Source organism: Mycobacterium sp., assembly GCF_032159565.1.
Classification (GTDB): Bacteria; Actinomycetota; Actinomycetes; order Mycobacteriales; family Mycobacteriaceae; genus Mycobacterium.
Map to the genome: position 1 here is coordinate 14,895 of NZ_JAVHWR010000207.1, position 21,302 is coordinate 36,196.

The window sequence follows — 21,302 nt, forward strand, 5'->3', positions numbered from 1 at the left end:
TGCGATAACGTTTTGTGTGGCCAAACCCGCGACGCAGCGACCGAAGCTGCCCAGCGTTGGCCGGCTAGGGCTGGTCGATCCGTCGGCCTCCTCCGATCTGGAACAGCTCGGCTGGAACACCGACGCGCACGTCGAACTGCTGTGGTCGCTGTCCCGGGCGCCCGATGCCGACGTCGCGCTGAAGACAATGGTGCGGCTGGCCGAGGCGGCAGGCAGGGACTGGGACGAGCTCAACCAGGCGGTGCTCAAAGACAAGGCGCTTCGCGGCAGGCTGTTCGGTGTACTGGGCTCATCACTGGCATTGGGCGACCACCTGGTTGCAAACCCGCGGTCATGGCACCTGCTGGCCGGCAACGTGGCGTTGCCGTCGAGGGAAGAACTGCGCGTCGAGTTGGCCGCAGCTGCTGAATCGGCAAGTGGCAGAGGCGATGAGCTGTCTGTGTTGCGGACGCTGTACCGCGACCGGCTACTGGTGCTCGCCGGTTTTGACCTCGCATCGCTGGTCGAGAACGAGCCGGTGCTGCCGTTCACCGAAGTCGGGGAGCACCTTTCGGATCTGGCTGACGCCGCGCTGGCCGCCGCGCTGAAGGTGGCGACGCGGTCGGTGTGCGGTGTGGACGGCGAGGCGCCGCGACTGGCGGTGATCGCGATGGGCAAGTGCGGCGCCCGTGAGCTGAACTACGTCAGCGACGTCGACGTCATCTTCGTCGCCGAGGAGGCCGACGCCGTCACGACCCGGGTGGCAGGCGAGATGATGCGGTTCGCGTCGGAGGCGTTCTTCGAGGTCGACGCGGGGCTGCGGCCGGAAGGCAAGCACGGCCAGCTGGTGCGGACACTGGAGTCGCACGTCGCCTACTACCAGCGCTGGGCCAAGACCTGGGAGTTCCAGGCGCTGATGAAGGCGCGCCCCGCGGCCGGTGACGCGGAATTGGGCGGGGAGTACATCGCGGCGCTGACGCCGATGGTGTGGGCGGCCTGCGAGCGCGAGGATTTCGTGCCCGAGGTGCAGGCGATGCGGCGCCGCGTCGAGTCGCTGGTGCCCGCCGACGAACGGGCTCGTGAGCTCAAGCTCGGCACCGGTGGGCTGCGCGATGTGGAGTTCGCGGTGCAGCTGCTGCAGTTGGTGCACGGACGCAACGACGAGTCGCTGCACGTGGCATCGACGATCGACGCGCTGACGGCCCTGAGTGTGGGCGGGTACATCGGCCGCGACGATGCGGCGAACCTGACCGCGTCGTATGAGTTTCTGCGCCTTCTCGAGCACAGGCTGCAGCTGCAACGGCTCAAGCGCACGCACATGCTGCCCGACGAGGACGACGACGAGGCGATGCGGTGGCTGGCACGCGCGGCTCACATGCGACCCGACGGTCAGCACGACGCGCTCGGGGTGTTGCGGGAAGAGCTCAAGCGGCAGAGCCACCGGGTGTCGCGCCTGCATGCCAAACTCTTCTACCAGCCGTTGCTGGAGGGGGTCGGCCAGCCGGCGATGCTGACGCCCGATGCCGCCGAACGTCAGCTCGCCGCATTGGGATACGAGGGACCGCACAGTGCTCTGACTCATCTCGCGGCGCTGACCGGACAGAGCGGACGACGTGGTCGGGTCCAGCAGGTGCTGCTGCCGACGCTGTTGGATTGGCTGTCGGATACGCCCGACCCGGATGCCGGCCTGCTGTCGTATCGCCGGATCAGCGACGAGCTGTCCGACCATCGGTGGTATCTGTCGACGCTGCGCGACGAGGGCGCGGTGGCCAAGCGGATGATGCAGGTCTTGGGGACATCGGCATATGTGCCGGATCTGTTGATGCGGGCGCCGGAGGTGATTCGGCAGTACGCTGACGGACCTGGTGGCCCGAAGCTGATGGAGGTCGAGCCGGATGGGGTGGCGCGGGCTCTGGTCGCATCGGCGGGGCGACATGCGGATCCGGTGCGTGCGATCGCGGCGGCGCGGACGTTGCGGCGTCGGGAACTGGCGCGTGTCGCGTCGGCGGACCTACTGGGCATGCTCGAAGTGGTTGATGTCTGCAAGGCGTTGACGTCGGTGTGGGTTGCGGTGCTGCAGGCGGCGTTGGAAGCGGTGATTCGCGGCTCTACGCCGCCGAATGGTGAAGCGCCTGCGCGGATTGCGGTGATCGGTATGGGCCGGCTCGGTGGCGCCGAGCTGGGCTACGGTTCCGATGCCGACGTGATGTTCGTCTGCGAACCCGTGCCTGGCGTCGATGAATCCGCTGCGGTGCGTTGGTCGATCACGGCCGCCGAGCAGGTGCGTTCGTTGTTGGGGACGCCCAGTGTGGATCCGCCGCTTGAGGTCGACGCCGGTCTGCGGCCCGAGGGGCGCAACGGCTCGCTGGTGCGGACGTTGTCGTCATATGCGATGTATTACGAGAAGTGGGCACAGCCGTGGGAGATTCAGGCGCTGTTGCGGGCGCATCGGGTTGCGGGCGACGAGGATCTCGGCGAGCGGTTCCTGCTGATGGCCGACAAGACGCGGTACCCGGCGGGTGGCGTATCGGCCGAGGCGGTGCAGGAGATCCGAAGGATCAAAGCCCGGGTCGATGCAGAGCGGCTGCCGCGGGGGGCAGATCCCAACACGCACACCAAGCTTGGTCGTGGCGGGCTGGCCGATGTCGAGTGGACGGTGCAGCTGCTGCAGCTGCGACATGCGCACAAGATTCCGGCGTTGCACAACACGTCGACGCTGCAGACGCTGGACACGATCGGCGCGGCGGAGTTGATTGCAGCGGGTGACGTCGAGCTGTTGCGCGAGGCGTGGCTGACCGTGACGCGGGCCCGCAACGCGTTGGTGTTGGTGCGCGGCAAGCCAACTGACCAATTGCCCGGGCCGGGCCGGCAGCTCAACGCGGTCGCGGTGGCCGCGGGCTGGGACACCGACGACGGCGGCGAATTCCTCGACAACTATCTGCGGGTGACCCGTCGTGCGAAAACGGTGGTACGAAAGGTGTTCGGTGACTGAGGGCATAGAGTTCTCGTTCGAGGAGATCAGTGTTGCCGAGCACGAGAAATTGCAGGTGTTGTACTCGCCGCTGACTGATTCGGTTCGTCGGCTGGTGCAGGCGGCCATTCAGAGCGGAGCTGACGAGGCGACGATTCGCGAGGCACAGTCATTGGTCGACGCGGCCGTCGAGAAGCTGGGTGGCGTTGGCCAGCCGGACCAGGTCCCGCTTGCGGTGGGTAACCGCCCGGTGGTGTCGGGCAACCCGGTGACGGGGTTCCGCAATGCGATCGCGCCCCCGCTCGTCGTGCGCGAGGATCCGGATGGCTTGTGGTGGAGCGAATTCGAGTTGGGGGAGCAGTACCAGGGTCCGCCGGGATGGGTGCACGGCGGGGTGCTTGCGATGGTGTTGGACCAGCTGCTGGGTGAGGCGGCGAGCGACGGGCTGACCAAGCCGCTGTTCACGGGAACGATCACGCTGCGGTATCTGAGGGGCACGCCGCTGGGTCGGTTGAGGGCGGAAGCGGCGATCGAGCGGACGGACGGATACAAGACATTCGTGAGCGGTCACATGAGCGACGCAGCGGGTAAGACGGTGGAGGCGGAGGGCATCTTCATCAAGCCGGCGTGGGCGCGAGACGCGGGATGAAGTTCTACGTCAGCGTTGCGTTCCGGGAAACCAAGGAAGCTATCGAAATCGCGCGTGCTGCTGATGATCTGGGCTATGCCGGTATCGGGATACCCGATCATGTTGTGAATTTGGAGACGCTTGCGACGCCGTACCCCTATACGCGTGATGGCGAGCGGCGGTGGGAACCGTTTACGGAATGGCCGGATCCGTGGGTGTTGGTCGGGGCGATCGCGCAGGTGACGACGCGGCTGAAGTTCGTGACGACGGTGTACATCCCGGCGATGCGGGACCCGTACGCAGCGGCGAAAGCGATTGGCACGGCGGCATATATCTCGGACGGGCGGGTCGAGCTGGGCATCGGCGTGGGCTGGTGTGAGGAAGAATTCGCGTTGATGGGCCAGAAGTTCGAGCGGCGGGGCAAGCGAACGGACGAGATGCTCGAGCTGTTTCGGGCGCTGTGGGAACCGGGGTGGACCGAGTTCTCGGGTGAGTTCTACGAGACGCCACGGCTGGAGATGGAGCCGACGCCGCCTCGCATTCCCATCTATGTCGGGGGGCTGAGTGACATTGCGCTTCGCCGGGCGGCGCGCAATGACGGGTGGATCGGCGATCTGATTTCAACGGACCGGGCGATCGCGGGCGTCGAGCGAGTGCGGGAGTTGCGTGCCGAGAACGGTTTGTCGATGGTCGGCTTCGAGGTGTTGACGCCGCTGACGGACGCTTTCCTGCCCGAGCACTACGAGCGTGCTGAAGCGGCGGGCATCACGGGTGTCATCACGATGCCGTGGATGTTCTATGCCGGTCCGGACGCAAGCCTTGCCGAGAAGATCGACGGCTTGAAGCGGTTCCGCAAGGACCTCGCGCTGGACCGATAGCTTTGGCGTCAGGTCGGAGCGGCGAGCCCTACCGGCGGAAGCGGCTGAGGAGGCCGGGCCGTCGGCGCGGCGGATCATCGGCCACGCGGTCGACCCGTCGGGACGGAGCCCCCATGCTCCGCCCGACACCCCCGCGCCGACGCGAGTCCACGGCCGCGACGCCCGCACCAGTCGTCGCGATCAACAGGAACGCGAAGCAGAACATGATGGCCAGCTCGCCGCCGTTTTCGATCGGCCAGAAGCTCGCCGTTCCGCCGCCTTTCAGCGGCGGCCAGTGTTGGTAGAAGTACGCGAACGCCATCTCGCCGGACGCGATGAACGCCGCGATGCGCGTCATGAAGCCGAGCGTGATCATGATGCCGAGAACGAACTCGATCAAGCCCGCCCACCAATACGGCCAATCGCCGACCGCGATCGGTCCGGGCGCCGCCACCGGCCAGCCGAACAGCTTCTGCGAGCCGTGGATCGTATACAGGAGACCAAAGATGATGCGGAAAGCGCTCAAGACAGGGGAGTGGTAACCCGCCAAGCGGGCGTCCAGGTTGGTCATAGCTGAGCCTAACGCGCAACAGGGCCGGGCGACACTGCTCGCCCGGCCCTAATGCGACTCGATTTAAACGTCGTAGTACAAGGCGATTTCGTACGGGTGCGGACGAATCTGCACCGGCAGGATCTCGTTCTCACGCTTGTAGGAAATCCAGGTCTCGACCAGGTCCTCGGTGAAAACTCCACCTTCGGTGAGGTATTCGTGGTCCTCTTCGAGCTTGTCGATCACCGCCGACAGCGAGGTGGGGGCCTGCGGAATGCTGGCGGCCTCGTCCGGCGGCAGCTCGTAGAGGTCCTTGTCGACCGGGGCCTGCGGCTCGATCTTCTTCTTGATTCCGTCCAGGCCGGCCATCATCATCGCCGCGAACGCCAGGTACGGGTTGCCCGAGCTGTCCGGGCAGCGGAACTCGAGGCGCTTGGCCTTCGGGTTGTTGCCCGTGATCGGGATACGCACACACGCCGAGCGGTTGCGCTGGCTGTACACCAGGTTGATCGGCGCCTCGTATCCCGGCACCAGGCGCTTGTAGGAGTTCACCGTCGGGTTGGTGAACGCCAGCAGCGACGGCGCGTGGTGCAGGATGCCGCCGATGTAGTGGCGAGCCATATCCGACAGGCCGGCGTAGCCGGACTCGTCGTGGAACAGCGGGCTGCCGTCTTTCCACAGCGACTGGTGGGCGTGCATGCCCGAGCCGTTGTCACCGAACAGCGGCTTGGGCATGAAGGTGACGGTCTTGCCGGCCTGCCAAGCGGTGTTCTTGATGATGTATTTGAACAGCAGCAAGTCATCGGCCGCGTGCAGCAGCGTATTGAATTTGTAGTTGATTTCCGCCTGGCCAGCGGTGCCCACCTCGTGGTGCCCGCGTTCCAGCACGAAGCCCGCGTTCTGCAGGTTCGTGCACATCTTGTCGCGCAGGTCGACGTAGTGGTCGTACGGCGCGACGGGGAAATAGCCGCCCTTCGGGCGGACCTTGTAGCCGCGGTTCGGGGTGCCGTCGGGCTCGAACGGCTCACCGGTGTTCCACCAGCCCGCCTCGGAGTCGATCTCGTAGAACGTGCCGTTCATCTTCGAGTCGAACGCCACCGAGTCGAAGATGTAGAACTCGGCCTCGGCGCCGAAGAAGCAGGTGTCGGCGATGCCGGTGCTGGCGAGGTAGTTCTCCGCCTTGCGGGCCACGTTTCGCGGATCGCGGGAGTACGCCTCGCGGGTGAACGGGTCATGCACGAAGAAGTTCAGGTTCAGCGTCTTCGCCTGGCGGAACGGATCGATGCGCGCCGTCGCGGGATCGGGCAGCAGCATCATGTCCGACTCGTGGATGGACTGGAAGCCGCGCACCGACGAGCCGTCGAACGCCAACCCGTCCTCGAAAACGCTCTCGTCGAACGCCGACGCCGGGATCGAGAAGTGCTGGACAACACCCGGCAGGTCGCAGAATCGGATGTCGACGTAGGCGACTTCCTCGTCCTTGATCTGCTTCATGATGTCGTCGGCGGTCTTTTCTGCCACTGAGACTCTCCTTATGTCTTATTAACCCGCGGGATGACGCTATGGACACGATGTTGCACGGCAGTCAACCGCATGTTGCGCCGACGTTACGCAATTCGGCCAGACCTATGCTGAACCCATGCCTTCCAGCTTCGGCTCCTGGCTGTCCGGTCCGCCGCCCGTCGGGCCGCGAGCCACGGACCAGAGACCTAATGATTATCCAGGTCAGCGCCTGGGTCTACCCCAGAGCGGACCGCAGTCGCTGGCGCGGATGGGCAGGCGGATCGGTGCGCTGTTCATCGACTGGCTGATCGCCTACGGTCTGGCCGCGCTGGCCATGACGTTCGGGTGGATCAGCATCGCCGCGCTGTCCACCGCCGTCCTCGTCATCTGGTTCGTCATCGGAGCGGTCTCGGTTCGGCTCTTCGGCTTCACTCCCGGCCAATACGCCCTCGGCCTCGTCGTCATACCCGTCGACAACCGACTCCAGGTCGGAATCGGCCGCGCTCTCGTGCGCGGCCTGATGATCGCCTTGGTGGTGCCGCCCCTGTTCACCGATACCGACCTGCGCGGGCTGCACGATCGGCTGACGAACACCGCGGTAGTGCGGCGCTGACGTCGAGATCGACAAAATGGCGCGATCTTCTCGCGCTTTCTCGCCCAAACGTTGGTTTGGGCGTGCGGCTGGCTAGCGTCGGCGCACCGTCCGCTGCATACCCCGCATCTTCGCCGCGTTCGGCATCGGGCCCTTCGGCATCGCCGCAGGTCCGACCTTGGAGCCCAGCGCCGCCAGCCGCGACTCCAGCGCGTCCATCTGCTTGACGGTGATGTTCGCAGGCAGCTTGCTCAGGTGACGTTCCAGCTTGGCCAGCGGCACTTCCCCCTCGCCGTTGCCGATCACGAAGTCGTAGATCGGAATCTCGCCGACGATCCGCGCCGTGCGCTTCTTCTCCTGGGCCAGAAGCGGTTTCACCCGTGCCGCCGAACCTTCGCCGACGAAGATCACGCCCGGCCTGCCGATGACCCGGTGCACCGCGTCGAGATGGCCGGTGGCCGCGACGCCCGCGGTCACCCGCCACTTGCCGCGTAAGTTCTCCAGCGCCCACGCCGCCGCACCGGCCTGACCCTCCGCCTTGCGATAGACCGACTTCTGCGCCCTGCGGGCGAAGATGATGAACGCGACCAGCGCGCCCAGCACCACGCCGAGCGGGATAAGCGTGAACATCGTGAACCCGCCCGCGAACACGCCTGCCACCACCGAGGCCACCACGATCAGCACGAATGCGCCGATCATGTACGGCAGCAGGCGCTTGTCCTCCTTGCGCTGGATCTGGAACGCCTGCCACAGCTGACTTCGGCGCTGCTTGGAGGCCTCTTTCCGGGTGGCTTTCGCCTCGGCCTTGGCGGCCTTGAGTTCGGCTTTGTCGCGGGTCTTCGCCATCAGATCAGGATACGGGTGGACGCGCGACCCTCGACTCCGCTGCCTGCGCATAGAGTCGGCCGGCCCGGTACGAGGATCGCACCAGCGGTCCGGCAAGCACGCCGGCGAAGCCGAGCTCCTCGGCGAAGGTCGCGTGTTCGACGAACTCGTCGGGATGGACCCAGCGCTCGACGGGGTGGTGACGTACCGACGGCCGCAGGTACTGCGTGATCGTGACGACGTCGCAGCCAGCGTCGAGCAGATCCTTCAGCGCCGTGCGCACCTCGTCGGGCGTCTCGCCCATGCCGAGAATGAGATTGCTCTTGGTCACCAGCCCGTAATCGCGCGCCGCCGTCAGCACCGCAAGGCTGCGGTCATAACGGAACGCGGGACGAATCCGCTTGAAGATCCGCGGCACCGTTTCGACGTTGTGTGCCAACACTTCTGGGCGTGACTCGAAGACCTGCTCGAGCAATGCCGGGGCGCCGTTGAAGTCGGGGATCAGCAGCTCCACACCGGTGTCGGGGTTGAGCTTCTTGATGTAGCGCACCGTCTCGGCGTACAGCCATGCGCCACCGTCGGGGAGATCGTCGCGCGCCACACCTGTGACCGTGGCATACCGCAGCCCCATGGCTGCGACGCTCTCGGCGACCCTGCGCGGCTCGTCGCGGTCCAGGTCGGCGGGCTTTCCGGTGTCGATCTGGCAGAAGTCGCACCGGCGCGTGCACTGCTCGCCGCCGATCAGGAACGTCGCCTCCCGGTCCTCCCAGCACTCGTAGATGTTGGGGCAACCGGCTTCCTCGCAGACGGTGTGCAGCCCCTCGCGGCGCACCAGGTTCTTCAGCTGCGTGTACTCCGGGCCTGTCCGCATTCGGGTCTTGATCCACGACGGTTTGCGCTCGATCGGAGTTTGCGCATTGCGGACTTCCAGGCGCAACAGCTTGCGGCCATCCGGAGTCGCATGGCCGGCGACATTGGATCCAGAAGCGGCGGTCACGACGTCAACGCTACTCGGAGCCGGCCGTCGAGCGCGTCGCACACGGCGGCCGAGACACGGTCGATGACGTCGTCGACGCCCACGTGACGGCCGAGTTCGGCCGTCAGCGAAGTGACTCCCGCATCGGCGATGCCGCACGGCACGATCGAGGAGAACGCGCCCAGGTCGCAGTCGCAGTTCAGCGCGAACCCGTGCAGTGTCGTCGCCCGCGACACCCTCACCCCGATCGCGCCGACCTTGCGCGCAGGACCCTGCGCGTCCGCGGGCACCCAGACACCCGAGCGGCCCTGCACCCGCCCGGTCTCGAGCCCGAGTTCGCGGCACACGCGGATCAGCGACTCTTCAAGGCGCCGAACGAAGTTCACCACGTCGAGCGGTTCGGCCAGCCCGATGATCGGATAGCCGACCAGCTGGCCGGGTCCGTGCCAGGTGATCTTGCCTCCGCGGTCGGTGTCGATGACGGCTGTGCCGTCGACCGGACGCTCCTCGGGCAGCGTGCGGCGGCCCGCCGTATAGACCGAGGGATGCTCGAGCAGTAGCAGCGTGTCGGGGCCGCCGTCGATGCGTGAGTTCGCCAGCTCCCGCTGCACCGCCCAGGCGTCTTCGTAGCCCATCGTGCCCAGCCGCCGGACGTCGATCGGTGTGTTGGACGACCGGATGGCACTCACGATTCGACGGTACTCGTGGCGTACGCCAGCGCCTCGCCAACGGTGTTGTGGCGGAACTGATAGCCCGCGCGTTCCAGCGCTGCGGGGATGGCCCGCTGTCCGCCGAGCAGGCCTTCCCCGGCGAACTCGCCCAGCAGTGTCCGCAGCGCGAACCCGGGAACCATCAGTGGCGTCGGCCGGTTCACCGCGCGACCCATGGCCGTCGTGAACTCGGCGTTCGTCACCGGGGCCGGTCCGGTGAAGTTCACGGGACCGGACAGCTCGTCGTGAAAGATCGCGAACAGCAGCGCGCGGACCTGGTCTTCGAGGCTGATCCAGGGCATGTACTGGCGGCCGCGGCCGAGGCGGGCGCCCAGCCCAAGCGCGAACAGCGGCCGCAGCCGGCTCAGCATCCCGCCGCGCGGCGACAGCACCAGCCCGGTCCGCGTCAGCACGACGCGGGCGCCCGCATGCTGCGCCGCGGCCGTCGCGGCCTCCCAGTCCGTGCACAACTGGGCAAGGAACCCGCGGCCGGGCGGCGCGGTCTCGTCGGCGATCCGGTTTCCGGTATCGCCGTAGTAGCCGACGGCACTGGCGTTGATGAGCGTCCCGACGCCCGCCTCGGCCACCGCTTCGGACAGCACCTCGGTGGGGTCGATTCGACTGTCGCGCAGGCTCTGTTTGAACGCGCCCGACCACCGCTTGGAGCCGACGTTGACGCCGCACATGTTGACCGCGGCGTCCACTCCGCGCAGCGCGTTCGCGTCGAACTCGCCGGCGTCCGGATTCCAGAACAGCTCATCGGAATTCGCCGGCACCCGGCGAACAATGCGCAGTACCCGGTGGTCGGTCGCCCGCAGCGCGTAGACCAGCGCCGCGCCGATCAGCCCGGAGGACCCCGCAATCGCAACGGTGGCCACTGGTGTCTACAGCCCCAGGTCCGCCTCGAACGCACCCTCTTCGAGCCGACGCTTGATCGTGGTCAGGAAGCGACCTGCGTCCGCGCCGTCGATCAGCCTGTGGTCGTACGTCAAGGGCAGGTAGCAGATCGAGCGCACGCCGATCGACTCGTTGCCGGTGCTGTCGACGACGACGCGGGGACGCTTGACGATCGCACCCGTGCCCAGCATCGCCGCCTGCGGCGGCACCAGGATCGGGGTGTCGAACAGCGCACCTTGGCTGCCGATGTTGGTGATCGTGAAGGTGCCGCCGGACAATTCGTCCGGTTTCAGGTCCCCCGAACGGGCCCGCGCCGCGATGTCGGAGATGGCGCGCGCCAGTCCGGCCAGCGACAGGTCGCCCGCGTTGTGAATCACCGGCGACAGCAGGCCTTGTTCGGTGTCCACCGCGAAGCCGAGATGCTCGGCGTCGTAGTAGGTGATCTCCTTGGTCTCCTCGTTGTAGCTGGCGTTGACGTTCGGGTGCGCCTTGAGCGCGTCGACGACGGCGACGGCGAAGAACGGCAGGAACGTCAGGTTCACGCCTTCTCGCCCGGCGAAGGTGGCCTTGGCTCTGGCCCGCAGCGCCACGATCTTGGTCATGTCGACCTCGTGGGTCTGCGTCAATTGCGCTGTCTGCTGCAGAGATTCACGCGTCTTCTTCGCGGTGATCTGGCGGATGCGATTGGCCTTCTGCGTGGTGCCGCGCAGATGCGCCAACGCTGAAGCGGTTTCGGCCTTCGCCGCGGCGGCGGGCGCCTCCTTGGCGGCGGGCGCCTCCTGTGCGGGCGCCTTCTTGGCTTCTGCAGCGGCCAGCACATCCTGCTTGCGGATGCGGCCGCCGACCCCGGTGCCCTTCACGGAAGCAAGATCGATGCCGTTGTCGCCGGCCAGCTTTCGGACCAGCGGTGTCACATACGGTGCACCATCACCCGACGGCTCCTCCGCGGCCTGTGGTTCGGGCTTGGGTTCGGGCTTGGCCTCTTCCTTGGGCTCGGGTTTCGGCTCCGGTTCGGGCTCTTTCTTGGCTTCCTCTTTCGGCTCTTCCTTGGGTTCGGGTTCGGGCGCGGGCTTCTCGGCGGGCGCGGCCTCCGCATCGCCGATCTTGGCCAGTTCGCCGCCGACGGCGACGGTGTCGTCCTCCTCGGCCGTGATGCTCACCAGCGTGCCCGCCACTGGTGACGGGATCTCGGTGTCGACCTTGTCGGTCGACACCTCAACCAACGGTTCGTCCACCTCGACGCTGTCGCCGACCTTCTTCAGCCAGCGCGTGACGGTGCCCTCGGTGACCGACTCGCCCAGCTCGGGCATCAGCACCGGCGTTGCCTCGCCGCCGCCCGATGAAGCCGCCGGCCTCTCGGGCTCGGGTTCACCCTCCGGCTCTTCCTGTTCCTCGGCGGCCGGCTCGGACTGCGCGGCGGGCTCCTCGGCCGGCTTCTCCTCCTCCGCCGGCTCTTCGGCGGGCTCCTCGGACTTGGGTTCCTCGGACTTGGGTTCCTCGCCGCCTCCGGCGTCCTCGTCCGCGTCACCGATCACCGCCAGCTCACCGCCGACCTCGACGGTGTCGTCCTCCTGGGCGACGATCTTCTTCAGCACGCCCGCGGCGGGGGACGGGATCTCGGTGTCAACCTTGTCCGTGGAGACCTCGAGCAGTGGCTCGTCCACGTCTACCGTGTCACCCTCTTGCTTGAGCCACCGGGTGACAGTCCCCTCGGTGACGCTCTCGCCGAGTGCCGGCATCTGGACGGAAGTTGCCATGTCTGTTGACTCCCTCGAACGGTTGCTCGTCACGGATCGAATCCCGGTTGCCATCCTGTCATGTCGGGCCCGGTCGCTCGCCTCAGACCTGCACTGCTGCTGCTCTGGCACTATCGATAGAGGTGGAGCGTGGGAGCTCCGGAAGGAGTACGGTCCAGTTGGGACTGTTGGACAGGTTTCGGAGCGGCCGCTCGGCGCGCAGGAGCGGCGGCGCTGACCTCGCGGCCGATCTGGCATACATGCGGCAATGGGTCGCCGAACACAACGGTGTCGAGGCGTTCATCGAGCCGCAGACCACCGTCACCGACGTCACCGTGGTGCTGGTGGCGAGTGACGGTGAATGGACGCGGCGGCGTGCGGGCGGCGACGCAGGCGCACGACGGCTGAGCGAACGCCTGCAGATTCCGGTCTACGACGTGCAGAAGGTCGGTTATCCGCAGCGCATGCGAGACCACGACGCCCGCCGCCGCATCGAACGCGAACGCGCCGCCCGGCGGGAATTGGAAGACCGTTAAGGTACGGATCGTGGGGGACACTATCGCCGAGCGGTTCATCGACGCCGCGGACGGTGTTCGCATCGCGGCCTACGAGCAGGGCAACCCCGACGGCCCGACACTGGTGATGGCCCACGGCTGGCCCGACTCGCACGTGCTCTGGGACGGCGTTGTTCCGCGCCTGGCCGAGCGCTTCCGGATCATCCGCTACGACAACCGGGGTGTCGGTAAATCGTCTGTGCCCAAGCCGGTTTCGGCGTACACCGTCTCGAAGCTCGCCGACGACCTCGCCGCGGTGATCGCCGCTGTCAGCCCCGGTGAGCCGGTTCATCTGCTCGGCCACGACTGGGGATCGGTGGCCGCCTGGGAGTACCTCAGCCGACCGGGTTCCAGCGACCGCGTCGCCTCCTTCACCTCGGCTTCCGGGCCCGGCATCGGCCATTACGGCGGCTACATCTTCGACAGCCTCAAGCGGCCGTACCGGCCCGTCCAGTTCGCGCGGGCCATCGACCGGCTTCTCCGGCTCACGTACTGGTATCCGTTCGCCGTGCCGGTGGCGGCGCCTGCGGTGTTCAAGGGCCTGATGCGGGCGCGAGGTGACAAGGTGCTCACCGACCACCTGCCCGCCGGGCAGCGCTATCGCAGCGACACTGCTGCCGCCGACCTGGTCAACTCGCTGAAGATCTATCGCTCACTGGCGATTTCGCCTCCTAGGCGGTTTCCGGCCGACCGCTACGTCAGCGTTCCCGTGCAGTTGATCGTCGGCACCAAGGACCCGGTCGTCCGCCCGCACGGCTTCGACGACCTGTCGCGTTGGGTGGCCCGGCTGTGGCGCCGTGACATCAAGGCCGGTCACTGGTCGCCGATGTCACATCCGCAGGTCCTGGCCGCGGCCGTCGCTGAACTGGCCGACTTCCTCGAGGGCAAGCCGGCCAGCCGGTCGTTGTTGCGCGCCCGGGTCGGCCGCCAGCGCGATGCGTTCGGCGACACCCTGGTGTCGGTAACCGGCGCCGGCGGCGGCATCGGCCGGGAGACCGCGCTGGCCTTCGCCCGCGAAGGCGCAGAGGTGATCGTCAGCGACATCGACGAGGCGACCGTGAAGGACACCGCCGCCCAAATCGTCGAGCGCGGCGGCCTCGCGCACCCGTACGTGCTCGATGTGTCCGACGCCGAGGCGGTCGAGCGTTTCGCCGACGAGGTGTGCGCCGCCCATGGTGTACCCGACATCGTGGTGAACAACGCGGGCATCGGGCAGGCAGGAAATTTCCTGACGACGCCACAAGAGCAGTGGGACCGCGTGCTGGACATCAATCTCGGCGGTGTCGTCAACGGCTGCAGGTCTTTTGGCAAGCGACTCGTCGAGCGCGGCGCGGGCGGCCACATCGTCAACGTCTCGTCGATGGCGGCCTTCGCGCCGTTGAAAACGTTGAACGCCTACTGCACCTCAAAGGCCGCGGTCTACATGTTCTCCGATTGTCTGCGCGCGGAGCTCGACGCCGCAGACGTCGGGCTAACCACTATCTTCCCCGGCGTGATCGCCACCAACATCATTCAATCGACGAGGTTCGACACAGTCGGCCGCGCCGATGGGGACGTGGAGGGCCGGCGGGCGCAGTTCGAGAAGATGTTCCGGCAGCGCAGGTACGGTCCTGAGAAGGTCGCCAAGGCCATCCTGACCTCGGTGAAGAAGAAGAAGCCGCTGCGACCCGTCGCGCCAGAGGCCTACCTGCTGTACGGCACATCCCGAATCGCGCCGCAGGCGCTTCGCAACACGGCCCGGTTGAAGATCGTCTAGCTCAACCGTTTTCCGCGATGTCTTCGAGTACCGCGAACATCGTGCGGGTCGGCACTCCGGTTCCGCCCTTGCCGGTGTAACCCCAAGGGCTGCCCGTGTTGTAGGCCGGGGCTGCGACGTCGATGTGCGCCCAGGCGACCCCGTCGGCGACGAACTCGCGGAGATAGGTGCCTGCGACCAGCATGCCCGCGTAGCGCGAGCCGCTCACGTTCGCCAGGTCCGCCACCGTCGACTTCAAATCGTCCTTGAGCTCTTCGGGAAGCGGCATCGGCCATCCGTTCTCGCCGACCTCCTGCGACAGCTTCGCGACGCGGTCGCGGAACTCGTCGGAGCCCATCACTCCCGGCGTGCGTGCACCCAGCGCGACGGTCTGCGCACCGGTCAGCGTCGACGTCTCGATGAGGTAGTCGGGATCGTCCTTGCACGCGCGCACGATCGCATCGGCGAGGATCAGTCGTCCCTCGGCGTCGGTGTTGAGCACCTCCACCGTGGTCCCGCCGTACTGGGTAAGCACGTCGCCGGGCCGCTGCGCGGTGGCCGACGGCATGTTCTCGGCCATCGGGACGGTGGCGATCACGTCGATGGGCAGGTTCTGCTTGGCTGCGAGTACCACCGTCGCTATCACGGCCGCGGCACCACCCATGTCGGACGTCATATGGTGCATGTTGGCGGCGGGCTTGATCGAGATGCCTCCGGTGTCGAACGTGATGCCCTTGCCCACCAGCGCGACCTTCTTGCCTTTTCGTTTCGCGCCTCGGTGTGCCAGCCGGACCAGGCGCGGCGGCCGCGAGGAACCCTTGCCGACGCCGATGATGCCGCCGTAACCCGCCTTGGCGAGTGCCTTGTCGTCGAGTACCTCGACCTCGAGACCGGCGGCTTCGCCCAAAGCCTGTGCGCGCTTGGCGAATTCGTCGGGGTATAGGTGCGACGGTGGTGTGTTGACCAGGTCGCGCGCGGTGGCGACCGCGGTGGCGACGGCGGTGGCTCGGTCGGCCGCGGCCTTGGTTTTCGCCTTCGTGTCGGCCGTCAGCGCGGTGATGTCGCGCAGGCCCTTGTCCTTCGGCGCGGTTTTGTCGCTGCGGAAGTCGCTGAACCGGTAGGCGCCGAGGATCAGGCCCTCGACGGCCGCCTCCAGGTCGATATCCGACAGCGTGGTGATCACGGCCTCGGTGCCGTTCAGTGACCGGGCCGCCACGCCCGCCGCGCGCCGGATCAGGTCTGACGGCCAGGCGTCGCGGGCCTTGCCGAGGCCGACCGCGAGCACGCTAGCCACCGGCAGCGACGGCGCGACCACCCGCGTGACCTGGTCGCTGCCGCCTTTGGCGCCGAGTGACTCGAGCGCGGCCTCGATCTCGCCGACGGCCTCGGCGTCGAGGAACGGGTTGGCGACGACGGTCGCTTTCGCGTCGTCGTCTCCGCCGCTGACCACCGGCACGATCAGCACCGTCTTGCCGGCCTTGCGTTTGGGCAGCGACGAGCTGAGGGTGACGGCTGGGGCCAGGTAACCGGCATTTGCGGGGCTCACGGGTATTGAGCCTATCGGTCAGCCCGGCACGTGCAGATCGAAGGCCGCGACAGGGGTATCGAAGCCTTTGAGCGTCAACGGTTCCTGAGGAATGGCGGGCCAGTTGGGCAGCTCGTCACGGAGGGCCGACGTGGCAAGGATCTGCCCTGGCTCGGCAGCCGCGACGAGCCGGGCGGCCAGGTTGACCGAGTTGCCGAAGTAGTCGCCCCCGACGGCGAGGACCGTGCCGTAGTCAAGACCGGCGCGGACCTGCATCTGCGCCTCGCGCGCCTTCGGGTGATCGACTAGATCCGCCGCGGCCTTGGCCAATCGTTCGGGTGTGGAACTCACCCACATCACCTCGTCGCCGATGAACTTCACCACTCGACCGCCGTCGGCGTGGACCACATCGCTAACGGTGGCGCTGAATTCGTTGAGCAAGTTCGACAACTCCGCGGGTGTGAGCTGCTGTGTCAAGGCGGTGAAGCCCGACAGATCCGCGAAACCGATACCGCATACAACAGTCTCGGACGTGTCGCGGATGACGCCCTCGAAGTGAGTCCTGGCGCTGATCAAGTGGTGGCGGTGAACAGCATCGATGAGTGCTCCGATGCGGGGAACGAACCCCGCCACCTGTCGGTACGCCTGCGCGGTGACGAGTTCGTCGTGACTGTGTGTCATTACCAGATCCGGCGCGCGGGCGCGGACAACGGCCGACTCGGCTTCCGCCAGGCGCGCCATCGCCGCGCCGAGGACACGTAGAAAGCCGAACGCGCCATCATCGGTCATTACGTTCTTCATCGCCACCCAGGTCGCCAGGCCATCGACATCGGCTTGGCTCAAGGCGACCTCGTCGGGGCTCGCGACGGTGAGGCCGAGCACCGCCCACGCCGATGCGATGTCGTCCGGAGGCGCGCCCAGTAAATCGGCGGCCGTCCGCAAGCTGTAGATCGGCCGGCCGGACCGCTGCAAAGCGTCGCCGGCGAGCCCGAACAGCCGGCCGCGGCGCTCGGCCTGCACCATTTCCTTGGCGGTGAAGCCGAGACCGTCCAGGTATTCGATCAGCGGCGCACGCTCGCGCGCATTGGCGATTCCTGCGGCCTCCAGTGCCTCGAAATCGACCACCCACCGGAGTCTGCCAGTAGCTGTTGCCCGATTAGGGTTGAATCCCGTGAGGACGATGAAGTGAGCGAAATCCAGCATGGCCCCCTCGAAGACCGGCACCGTGAGCTCGGCGCCAGCTTCGCCGAATTCTCCGGTTGGCTGATGCCGGTGAGCTACGCGGGCACCGTCGGCGAGCACACCGCGACGCGTAGCGCCGTCGGCCTCTTCGATGTCAGCCACCTCGGCAAGGCATCGGTCCGAGGTTCCGGCGCGGCCGAATACGTCAACTCCGCGCTCACCAACGACCTGGCCCGCATCGGTCCCGGCAAGGCGCAATACACGTTGTGCTGCAACCAATCCGGCGGCGTCATCGACGATCTCATCGCCTACTACGTGTCCGATGAAGAGATCTTCCTCGTTCCCAACGCCGCCAACACCGCCGCCGTAGTCGCCGCGCTTGAAGAGAACGCGCCCGACGGGCTGACGATCACCGACGACCACCGGTCGCGGGCTGTGCTGGCCGTACAGGGCCCGAAATCAAGCGAGGTGGTCGGCTCGCTGGGGTTGCCGACCGATATGGACTACATGGGCTACGCCGACGCCGACTTCAACGGCGTCGAGGTGCGGGTGTGCCGCACCGGCTACACCGGCGAACACGGCTACGAACTGCTGCCTGCCTGGGACGACGCCACACGGGTGTTCGATGCGCTCGTGCAGGAGGTCACCGCGGCAGGCGGTCAGCTGGCCGGGCTGGGCGCCCGCGACACTCTGCGCACCGAAATGGGCTATCCGCTGCACGGACACGAGCTGAACACCGACATTTCGCCTCTTCAGGCCCGGTGCGGCTGGGCGATCGGCTGGAAGAAGAAAGCATTCTGGGGCCGCGAAGCGCTGCTGGCCGAAAAGGAGGCGGGCCCGGCGCGATTGCTGCGCGGACTTCGCGCCGTGGGCAGGGGAGTGCTGCGGCCGGAGCTGACGGTGCTCGACGGCACCACCCCAATCGGTGTGACGACATCGGGAACCTTCTCTCCCACTTTGAAAGTGGGCATCGCACTCGCATTGCTCGATACCGATAACGAGATCACCGACGGCCAGCGCGTCGCGGTCGACGTGCGCGGCAGGGCTGTCGAATGCGAGGTCGTCAAACCGCCGTTCGTCGACGCAAAAACCCGGTAGCGCGCAGTTATACAATCGCCCCATGACTGACCACCTCGAGTTCACCGTCGATCGCAATGCGAATCCGGCGAGCGACGAGGTACGCGCCGAGATCTTGTCGAATCCGGGGTTCGGGCGGTTTCACACCGACCACATGGTGTCCATCGATTACGTCGAGGGCAAGGGTTGGCACAACGCGCGAGTCATCCCGTACGGCCCCATCGAGCTCGACCCGTCGGCCATCGTCCTGCACTACGCGCAGGAGGTGTTCGAGGGGCTGAAGGCCTACCGATGGGCCGACGGCTCCGTCGTGTCGTTCCGGGCCGATGCCAACGCCGCACGGCTGCGCTCGTCGGCCCGCAGGCTGGCCATCCCCGAGCTGCCGGATGAGGTGTTCATCGAATCGCTGCGACAGCTCATCGCGGTCGACGAGCAGTGGGTGCCACCCGCTGGCGGCGAGGAGTCGCTGTATCTGCGGCCCTACATCTTCGCCTCCGAACCAGGACTCGGGGTGCGCCCCGCCTCCGAATACCGCTACATGGTGATCGCCTCACCGGCGGGGGCGTACTTCCCTCGCGGCATCAAACCCGTCAGCGTGTGGTTGTCGCACGAGTATGTGCGCGCCTCGCCGGGCGGCACAGGGGCGGCGAAGTTCGGCGGCAACTACGCGGCCTCGCTGCTGGCGCAGGCCCAAGCCGCCGACAACGGGTGCGACCAAGTGGTGTGGCTGGATGCCATCGAACGCCGCTACGTCGAGGAGATGGGCGGCATGAACCTGTTCTTCGTGTTCGGCAGCGGGGGCTCGGCCCGCCTCGTCACGCCGGAGCTGAGCGGTTCGCTGCTTCCAGGTATCACGCGAGATTCGTTGCTGCAGTTGGCCACCGATGCCGGCTTCGCCGTCGAGGAGCGCAAGATCGACGTCGACGAGTGGCAGAAGAAGGCGGCCGCAGGAGAGATCACGGAGGTGTTCGCGTGCGGCACCGCCGCTGTGATCACCCCGGTGTCGCATGTGAAACACACCGACGGCGAGTTCACCATCGCCGACGGCGAGCCCGGCGAAATCACCATGGCCCTTCGCGACACGCTGACCGGCATTCAGCGCGGCACCTTCGCCGACACCCACGGCTGGATGGCGCGGCTGGCGTAGTTGCCGCTTTCTTTGTCGTTCTCTCCGCAACGCGTTCGAACGGGCGCAATCTTGAAGCGCCAGCATTTTCGAGCGTGGGGAGAGGGATCATGGCGCAAGTAATCGGATTCGACCCGGCGGCCAGCGGACAACAACCCGAGGATGTCGACGGAAATCCGGTTCCCGTCGGAGTGTGGGGTGATTCCGACACCGGTGGCGGGGTTTTCGGCAGCAGCGGGGCGTTGCCATCAGGCGCCTCCATTCCCATCGATCCGCCCGCCGGGGTGGAGGGACACGGCGCTGCGGGCCCGGGCGTTGTCGGCCGCAGTCTCACCGATAACGGTGTCGTCGGTGAAAGCCAGGATGGGACAGGGGTTCTGGCGCGCAGTGTGGCGTCATACGGGTTGCTCGGGGTGACTTTCGCCCCGGACGACAGTTCACACGGCGTGTTCGGCTCGAGCACCACCGGTGGCAACGGGGTCACCGGTTTCGTGGGTGATGCAGACGGCGTGGTCGGCAGCAGCATCCGTGGTGCCGGCGTGCGCGGCACCACGGGCAACGGTCAAGCCGGAGTCGTAGGCGAAAACTACAGCGACGGTTCGGACGGCGGCTTCAGTCCCGGCGTCTACGGGCACAGCGACCACACCGTCGGCGTATATGGCAGCAGCAACGAGCATTACGCCATCGGCGGCCACACCTACGGTGACACCTACGCGGCCTACGCGTACGGCGGCGGCGGTAAGCCCAGCGGCGGAGTGTTGGGGTTCACCTACTGGGGCACCGGGGTTCATGGCCAGAGCCAAGGAGCCGGAGCGGGGCCTGGCGTGTTCGGCGAAACACTTGGCAATGGCGCCGAGGCAGGGGTCTACGGCAGCAGCAATGCCAACGTCGGAGTGCGTGGGGTGAGCATTGATAACAACGGCACCGCCGGCCTGACCACCGGTGGCGCAAGTGGTGTATCAGGAGTGCAGTTTTCGACGACACCCGGCGCCGGGGTGTCCGGGATCAGCGTGCTCGGCAATGGCGTCGAAGGTCTGACGTTCGCCAACAAGCGCCAGAATCCCGATGCGGCAGCAGTTCGCGGGCAGAGTTCCAACGGCTTCGCGGGGTTGTTCGTCGGCCCGGTGAGAGTCACCGGGAGCTTGAGCAAGGCCGGTGGTGGATTCACCATCGACCACCCCAATGACCCGGAGAACCAATACCTTTCGCACTCATTCGTCGAATCGCCGGACATGCTCAATGTCTACAGCGGCACCGTCACCACCAACAGGGACGGCACCGCGCGAGTCCGGCTTCCAGCGTACTTCGAGACAATTAACTCTGACTTTCGCTACCAGTTGACCGTGATCGGCGACTTCGCCCAGGCCGTTATCGCCGAGGAGGTCAGCGAGGGCGCTTTCACCATCCGCACCGACAGAGGCCGCGTGAAGGTCAGCTGGCAGGTGACGGGGGTCCGGCAGGATGCGTGGGCCCAGGCCAACCGCATACAAGCCGAACAGAAGAAGCCCAGGCAAGAGCGCGGCAAGTATCTGCATCCCGAGCTGTTCGGCGCGAAAGCGGTTGGCCTGCACCCTGCCCCGCCGGTCCGGTGGGCGGAGGTCGTTCCCGAGGAGCTGCGTGAGTGGGCGGACGGATTGGGTGACGACTTGGACCGAGCGGGCGCGGGATTGGCCAGAAGCCTGGACAAGGCCCGGCGACTGCTGCGTGACCGGGCCGAGGCCAGTCGCGTGCAGTTCGAGGAACGCGGGGGCCGGCAGGCGGAGGCTGCCAGAAATAGGCTGCGGGAACGTTCGTCGTCCGGACTAGCGGGACTCGAGGAGCAGTGGCGGGAGGTCGAGCGGATGGTGGAGGGCATGCGCCCCAAGCGATAGCGCTTGCT

General features: G+C 66.8%; 18 protein-coding genes. 9 read left to right on the forward strand and 9 right to left on the reverse strand.

Going from position 1 to position 21,302, the window contains the following annotated elements:
* The first annotated feature begins 16 nt into the window (after nucleotides 1-16).
* From QOC76_RS27750 to QOC76_RS27760, 3 genes are read left to right on the forward strand one after another with little or no spacing between them, the layout of a single operon-like run.
* A complete protein-coding gene (locus QOC76_RS27750) occupies nucleotides 17-2,971 on the forward strand; it encodes a bifunctional [glutamine synthetase] adenylyltransferase/[glutamine synthetase]-adenylyl-L-tyrosine phosphorylase (protein WP_526362560.1) in 2,955 nt (984 codons plus the stop codon).
* Entirely contained in the window at nucleotides 2,964-3,599 is a 636-nt protein-coding gene (locus QOC76_RS27755; protein ID WP_526362562.1) for a PaaI family thioesterase, read from the forward strand. Before QOC76_RS27750 ends, QOC76_RS27755 begins: the two co-directional genes overlap by 8 nt.
* Entirely contained in the window at nucleotides 3,596-4,456 is an 861-nt protein-coding gene (locus QOC76_RS27760) for a TIGR03619 family F420-dependent LLM class oxidoreductase (protein ID WP_526362610.1), read from the forward strand. Before QOC76_RS27755 ends, QOC76_RS27760 begins: the two co-directional genes overlap by 4 nt.
* 28 nt (nucleotides 4,457-4,484) lie before the next feature.
* Here the strand turns inward: QOC76_RS27760 and QOC76_RS27765 are convergent, their stop codons facing one another.
* Nucleotides 4,485-5,006: a DoxX family protein gene (locus tag QOC76_RS27765; RefSeq protein ID WP_526362564.1), complete on the reverse strand. Its 522-nt coding sequence runs from the start codon at nucleotides 5,004-5,006 to the stop codon at nucleotides 4,485-4,487.
* Between the two features lie 63 nt (nucleotides 5,007-5,069).
* A complete protein-coding gene (glnA, locus tag QOC76_RS27770) occupies nucleotides 5,070-6,506 on the reverse strand; it encodes a type I glutamate--ammonia ligase (protein WP_526362566.1) in 1,437 nt (478 codons plus the stop codon).
* Between the two features lie 118 nt (nucleotides 6,507-6,624).
* On the opposite strand from glnA, the gene QOC76_RS27775 reads away from it, so the two are divergent.
* Nucleotides 6,625-7,101 carry an RDD family protein gene (locus tag QOC76_RS27775; protein ID WP_526362568.1) on the forward strand — a complete coding sequence of 159 codons (477 nt, stop codon included), beginning with the start codon at nucleotides 6,625-6,627 and terminating at the stop codon, nucleotides 7,099-7,101.
* A 72-nt stretch (nucleotides 7,102-7,173) separates the two neighbouring features.
* On the opposite strand, the gene QOC76_RS27780 is transcribed toward QOC76_RS27775, so the two are convergent.
* Genes QOC76_RS27780 through sucB form a run of 5 tightly spaced genes read right to left on the reverse strand, consistent with a single transcriptional unit; the run spans nucleotide 7,174 to nucleotide 12,245 of the window.
* Entirely contained in the window at nucleotides 7,174-7,926 is a 753-nt protein-coding gene (locus QOC76_RS27780) for a DUF4191 family protein (RefSeq protein ID WP_526362570.1), read from the reverse strand.
* Between the two features lie 4 nt (nucleotides 7,927-7,930).
* The gene (lipA, locus tag QOC76_RS27785; RefSeq protein WP_526362572.1) at nucleotides 7,931-8,902 is read right to left on the reverse strand and encodes a lipoyl synthase; all 972 of its coding nucleotides are present in this window, start codon (nucleotides 8,900-8,902) and stop codon (nucleotides 7,931-7,933) included.
* Nucleotides 8,899-9,573 (reverse strand): lipoyl(octanoyl) transferase LipB, encoded by a 675-nt coding sequence (gene lipB, locus QOC76_RS27790; protein ID WP_526362612.1) that lies wholly within the window; start codon nucleotides 9,571-9,573, stop codon nucleotides 8,899-8,901. Before lipB ends, lipA begins: the two co-directional genes overlap by 4 nt.
* Nucleotides 9,567-10,469: a TIGR01777 family oxidoreductase gene (locus QOC76_RS27795; protein WP_526362574.1), complete on the reverse strand. Its 903-nt coding sequence runs from the start codon at nucleotides 10,467-10,469 to the stop codon at nucleotides 9,567-9,569. The genes lipB and QOC76_RS27795 overlap by 7 nt, the downstream gene beginning before the upstream one ends.
* 6 nt (nucleotides 10,470-10,475) lie before the next feature.
* The gene (sucB, locus tag QOC76_RS27800; protein ID WP_526362576.1) at nucleotides 10,476-12,245 is read right to left on the reverse strand and encodes a 2-oxoglutarate dehydrogenase, E2 component, dihydrolipoamide succinyltransferase; all 1,770 of its coding nucleotides are present in this window, start codon (nucleotides 12,243-12,245) and stop codon (nucleotides 10,476-10,478) included.
* Nucleotides 12,246-12,403: 158 nt separating this feature from the next.
* Between sucB and QOC76_RS27805 the strand changes: the two genes are divergently transcribed.
* A complete protein-coding gene (locus tag QOC76_RS27805) occupies nucleotides 12,404-12,760 on the forward strand; it encodes an oxidoreductase (protein ID WP_526362578.1) in 357 nt (118 codons plus the stop codon).
* 10 nt (nucleotides 12,761-12,770) lie between these two features.
* Nucleotides 12,771-14,534 (forward strand): SDR family oxidoreductase, encoded by a 1,764-nt coding sequence (locus QOC76_RS27810; RefSeq protein ID WP_526362580.1) that lies wholly within the window; start codon nucleotides 12,771-12,773, stop codon nucleotides 14,532-14,534.
* Between the two features lies 1 nt (nucleotide 14,535).
* Here QOC76_RS27810 and QOC76_RS27815 read toward each other — a convergent pair whose 3' ends face one another.
* Both QOC76_RS27815 and QOC76_RS27820 read right to left on the reverse strand, forming a co-directional pair.
* The gene (locus QOC76_RS27815; protein ID WP_526362582.1) at nucleotides 14,536-16,059 is read right to left on the reverse strand and encodes a leucyl aminopeptidase; all 1,524 of its coding nucleotides are present in this window, start codon (nucleotides 16,057-16,059) and stop codon (nucleotides 14,536-14,538) included.
* 18 nt (nucleotides 16,060-16,077) lie between these two features.
* On the reverse strand, nucleotides 16,078-17,163 hold the full coding sequence (locus QOC76_RS27820; protein WP_526362584.1) for an adenylate/guanylate cyclase domain-containing protein: 1,086 nt from the start codon (nucleotides 17,161-17,163) through the stop codon (nucleotides 16,078-16,080).
* Nucleotides 17,164-17,223: 60 nt separating this feature from the next.
* Between QOC76_RS27820 and gcvT the strand changes: the two genes are divergently transcribed.
* The 3 genes from gcvT to QOC76_RS27835 all read left to right on the forward strand — a co-directional run bounded on the left by gcvT (nucleotide 17,224) and on the right by QOC76_RS27835 (nucleotide 21,294).
* Nucleotides 17,224-18,318, forward strand: coding sequence for a glycine cleavage system aminomethyltransferase GcvT (gene gcvT, locus QOC76_RS27825; protein WP_526362586.1), 1,095 nt, complete (start codon nucleotides 17,224-17,226; stop codon nucleotides 18,316-18,318).
* 22 nt (nucleotides 18,319-18,340) lie between these two features.
* Nucleotides 18,341-19,444, forward strand: a complete 1,104-nt coding sequence (locus tag QOC76_RS27830) for a branched-chain amino acid aminotransferase (protein WP_526362588.1) — start codon at nucleotides 18,341-18,343, stop codon at nucleotides 19,442-19,444.
* Nucleotides 19,445-19,533: 89 nt separating this feature from the next.
* Nucleotides 19,534-21,294, forward strand: coding sequence for an autotransporter outer membrane beta-barrel domain-containing protein (locus tag QOC76_RS27835; protein WP_526362590.1), 1,761 nt, complete (start codon nucleotides 19,534-19,536; stop codon nucleotides 21,292-21,294).
* Nucleotides 21,295-21,302: the final 8 nt, after the last annotated feature.

What these genes read in the sequence shown, in the direction of transcription:
- QOC76_RS27760 (WP_526362610.1), top strand. Translation starts at nt 3,596, where the DNA reads ATGAAGTTCTACGTCAGCGTTGCGTTCCGGGAAACCAAGGAAGCTATC.
- QOC76_RS27835 (WP_526362590.1), top strand. Translation starts at nt 19,534, where the DNA reads ATGGCGCAAGTAATCGGATTCGACCCGGCGGCCAGCGGACAACAACCC.
- QOC76_RS27765 (WP_526362564.1), bottom strand. Translation starts at nt 5,006, where the DNA reads ATGACCAACCTGGACGCCCGCTTGGCGGGTTACCACTCCCCTGTCTTG.
- QOC76_RS27775 (WP_526362568.1), top strand. Translation starts at nt 6,625, where the DNA reads ATGCCTTCCAGCTTCGGCTCCTGGCTGTCCGGTCCGCCGCCCGTCGGG.
- QOC76_RS27830 (WP_526362588.1), top strand. Translation starts at nt 18,341, where the DNA reads ATGACTGACCACCTCGAGTTCACCGTCGATCGCAATGCGAATCCGGCG.
- sucB (WP_526362576.1), bottom strand. Translation starts at nt 12,245, where the DNA reads ATGGCAACTTCCGTCCAGATGCCGGCACTCGGCGAGAGCGTCACCGAG.
- QOC76_RS27780 (WP_526362570.1), bottom strand. Translation starts at nt 7,926, where the DNA reads ATGGCGAAGACCCGCGACAAAGCCGAACTCAAGGCCGCCAAGGCCGAG.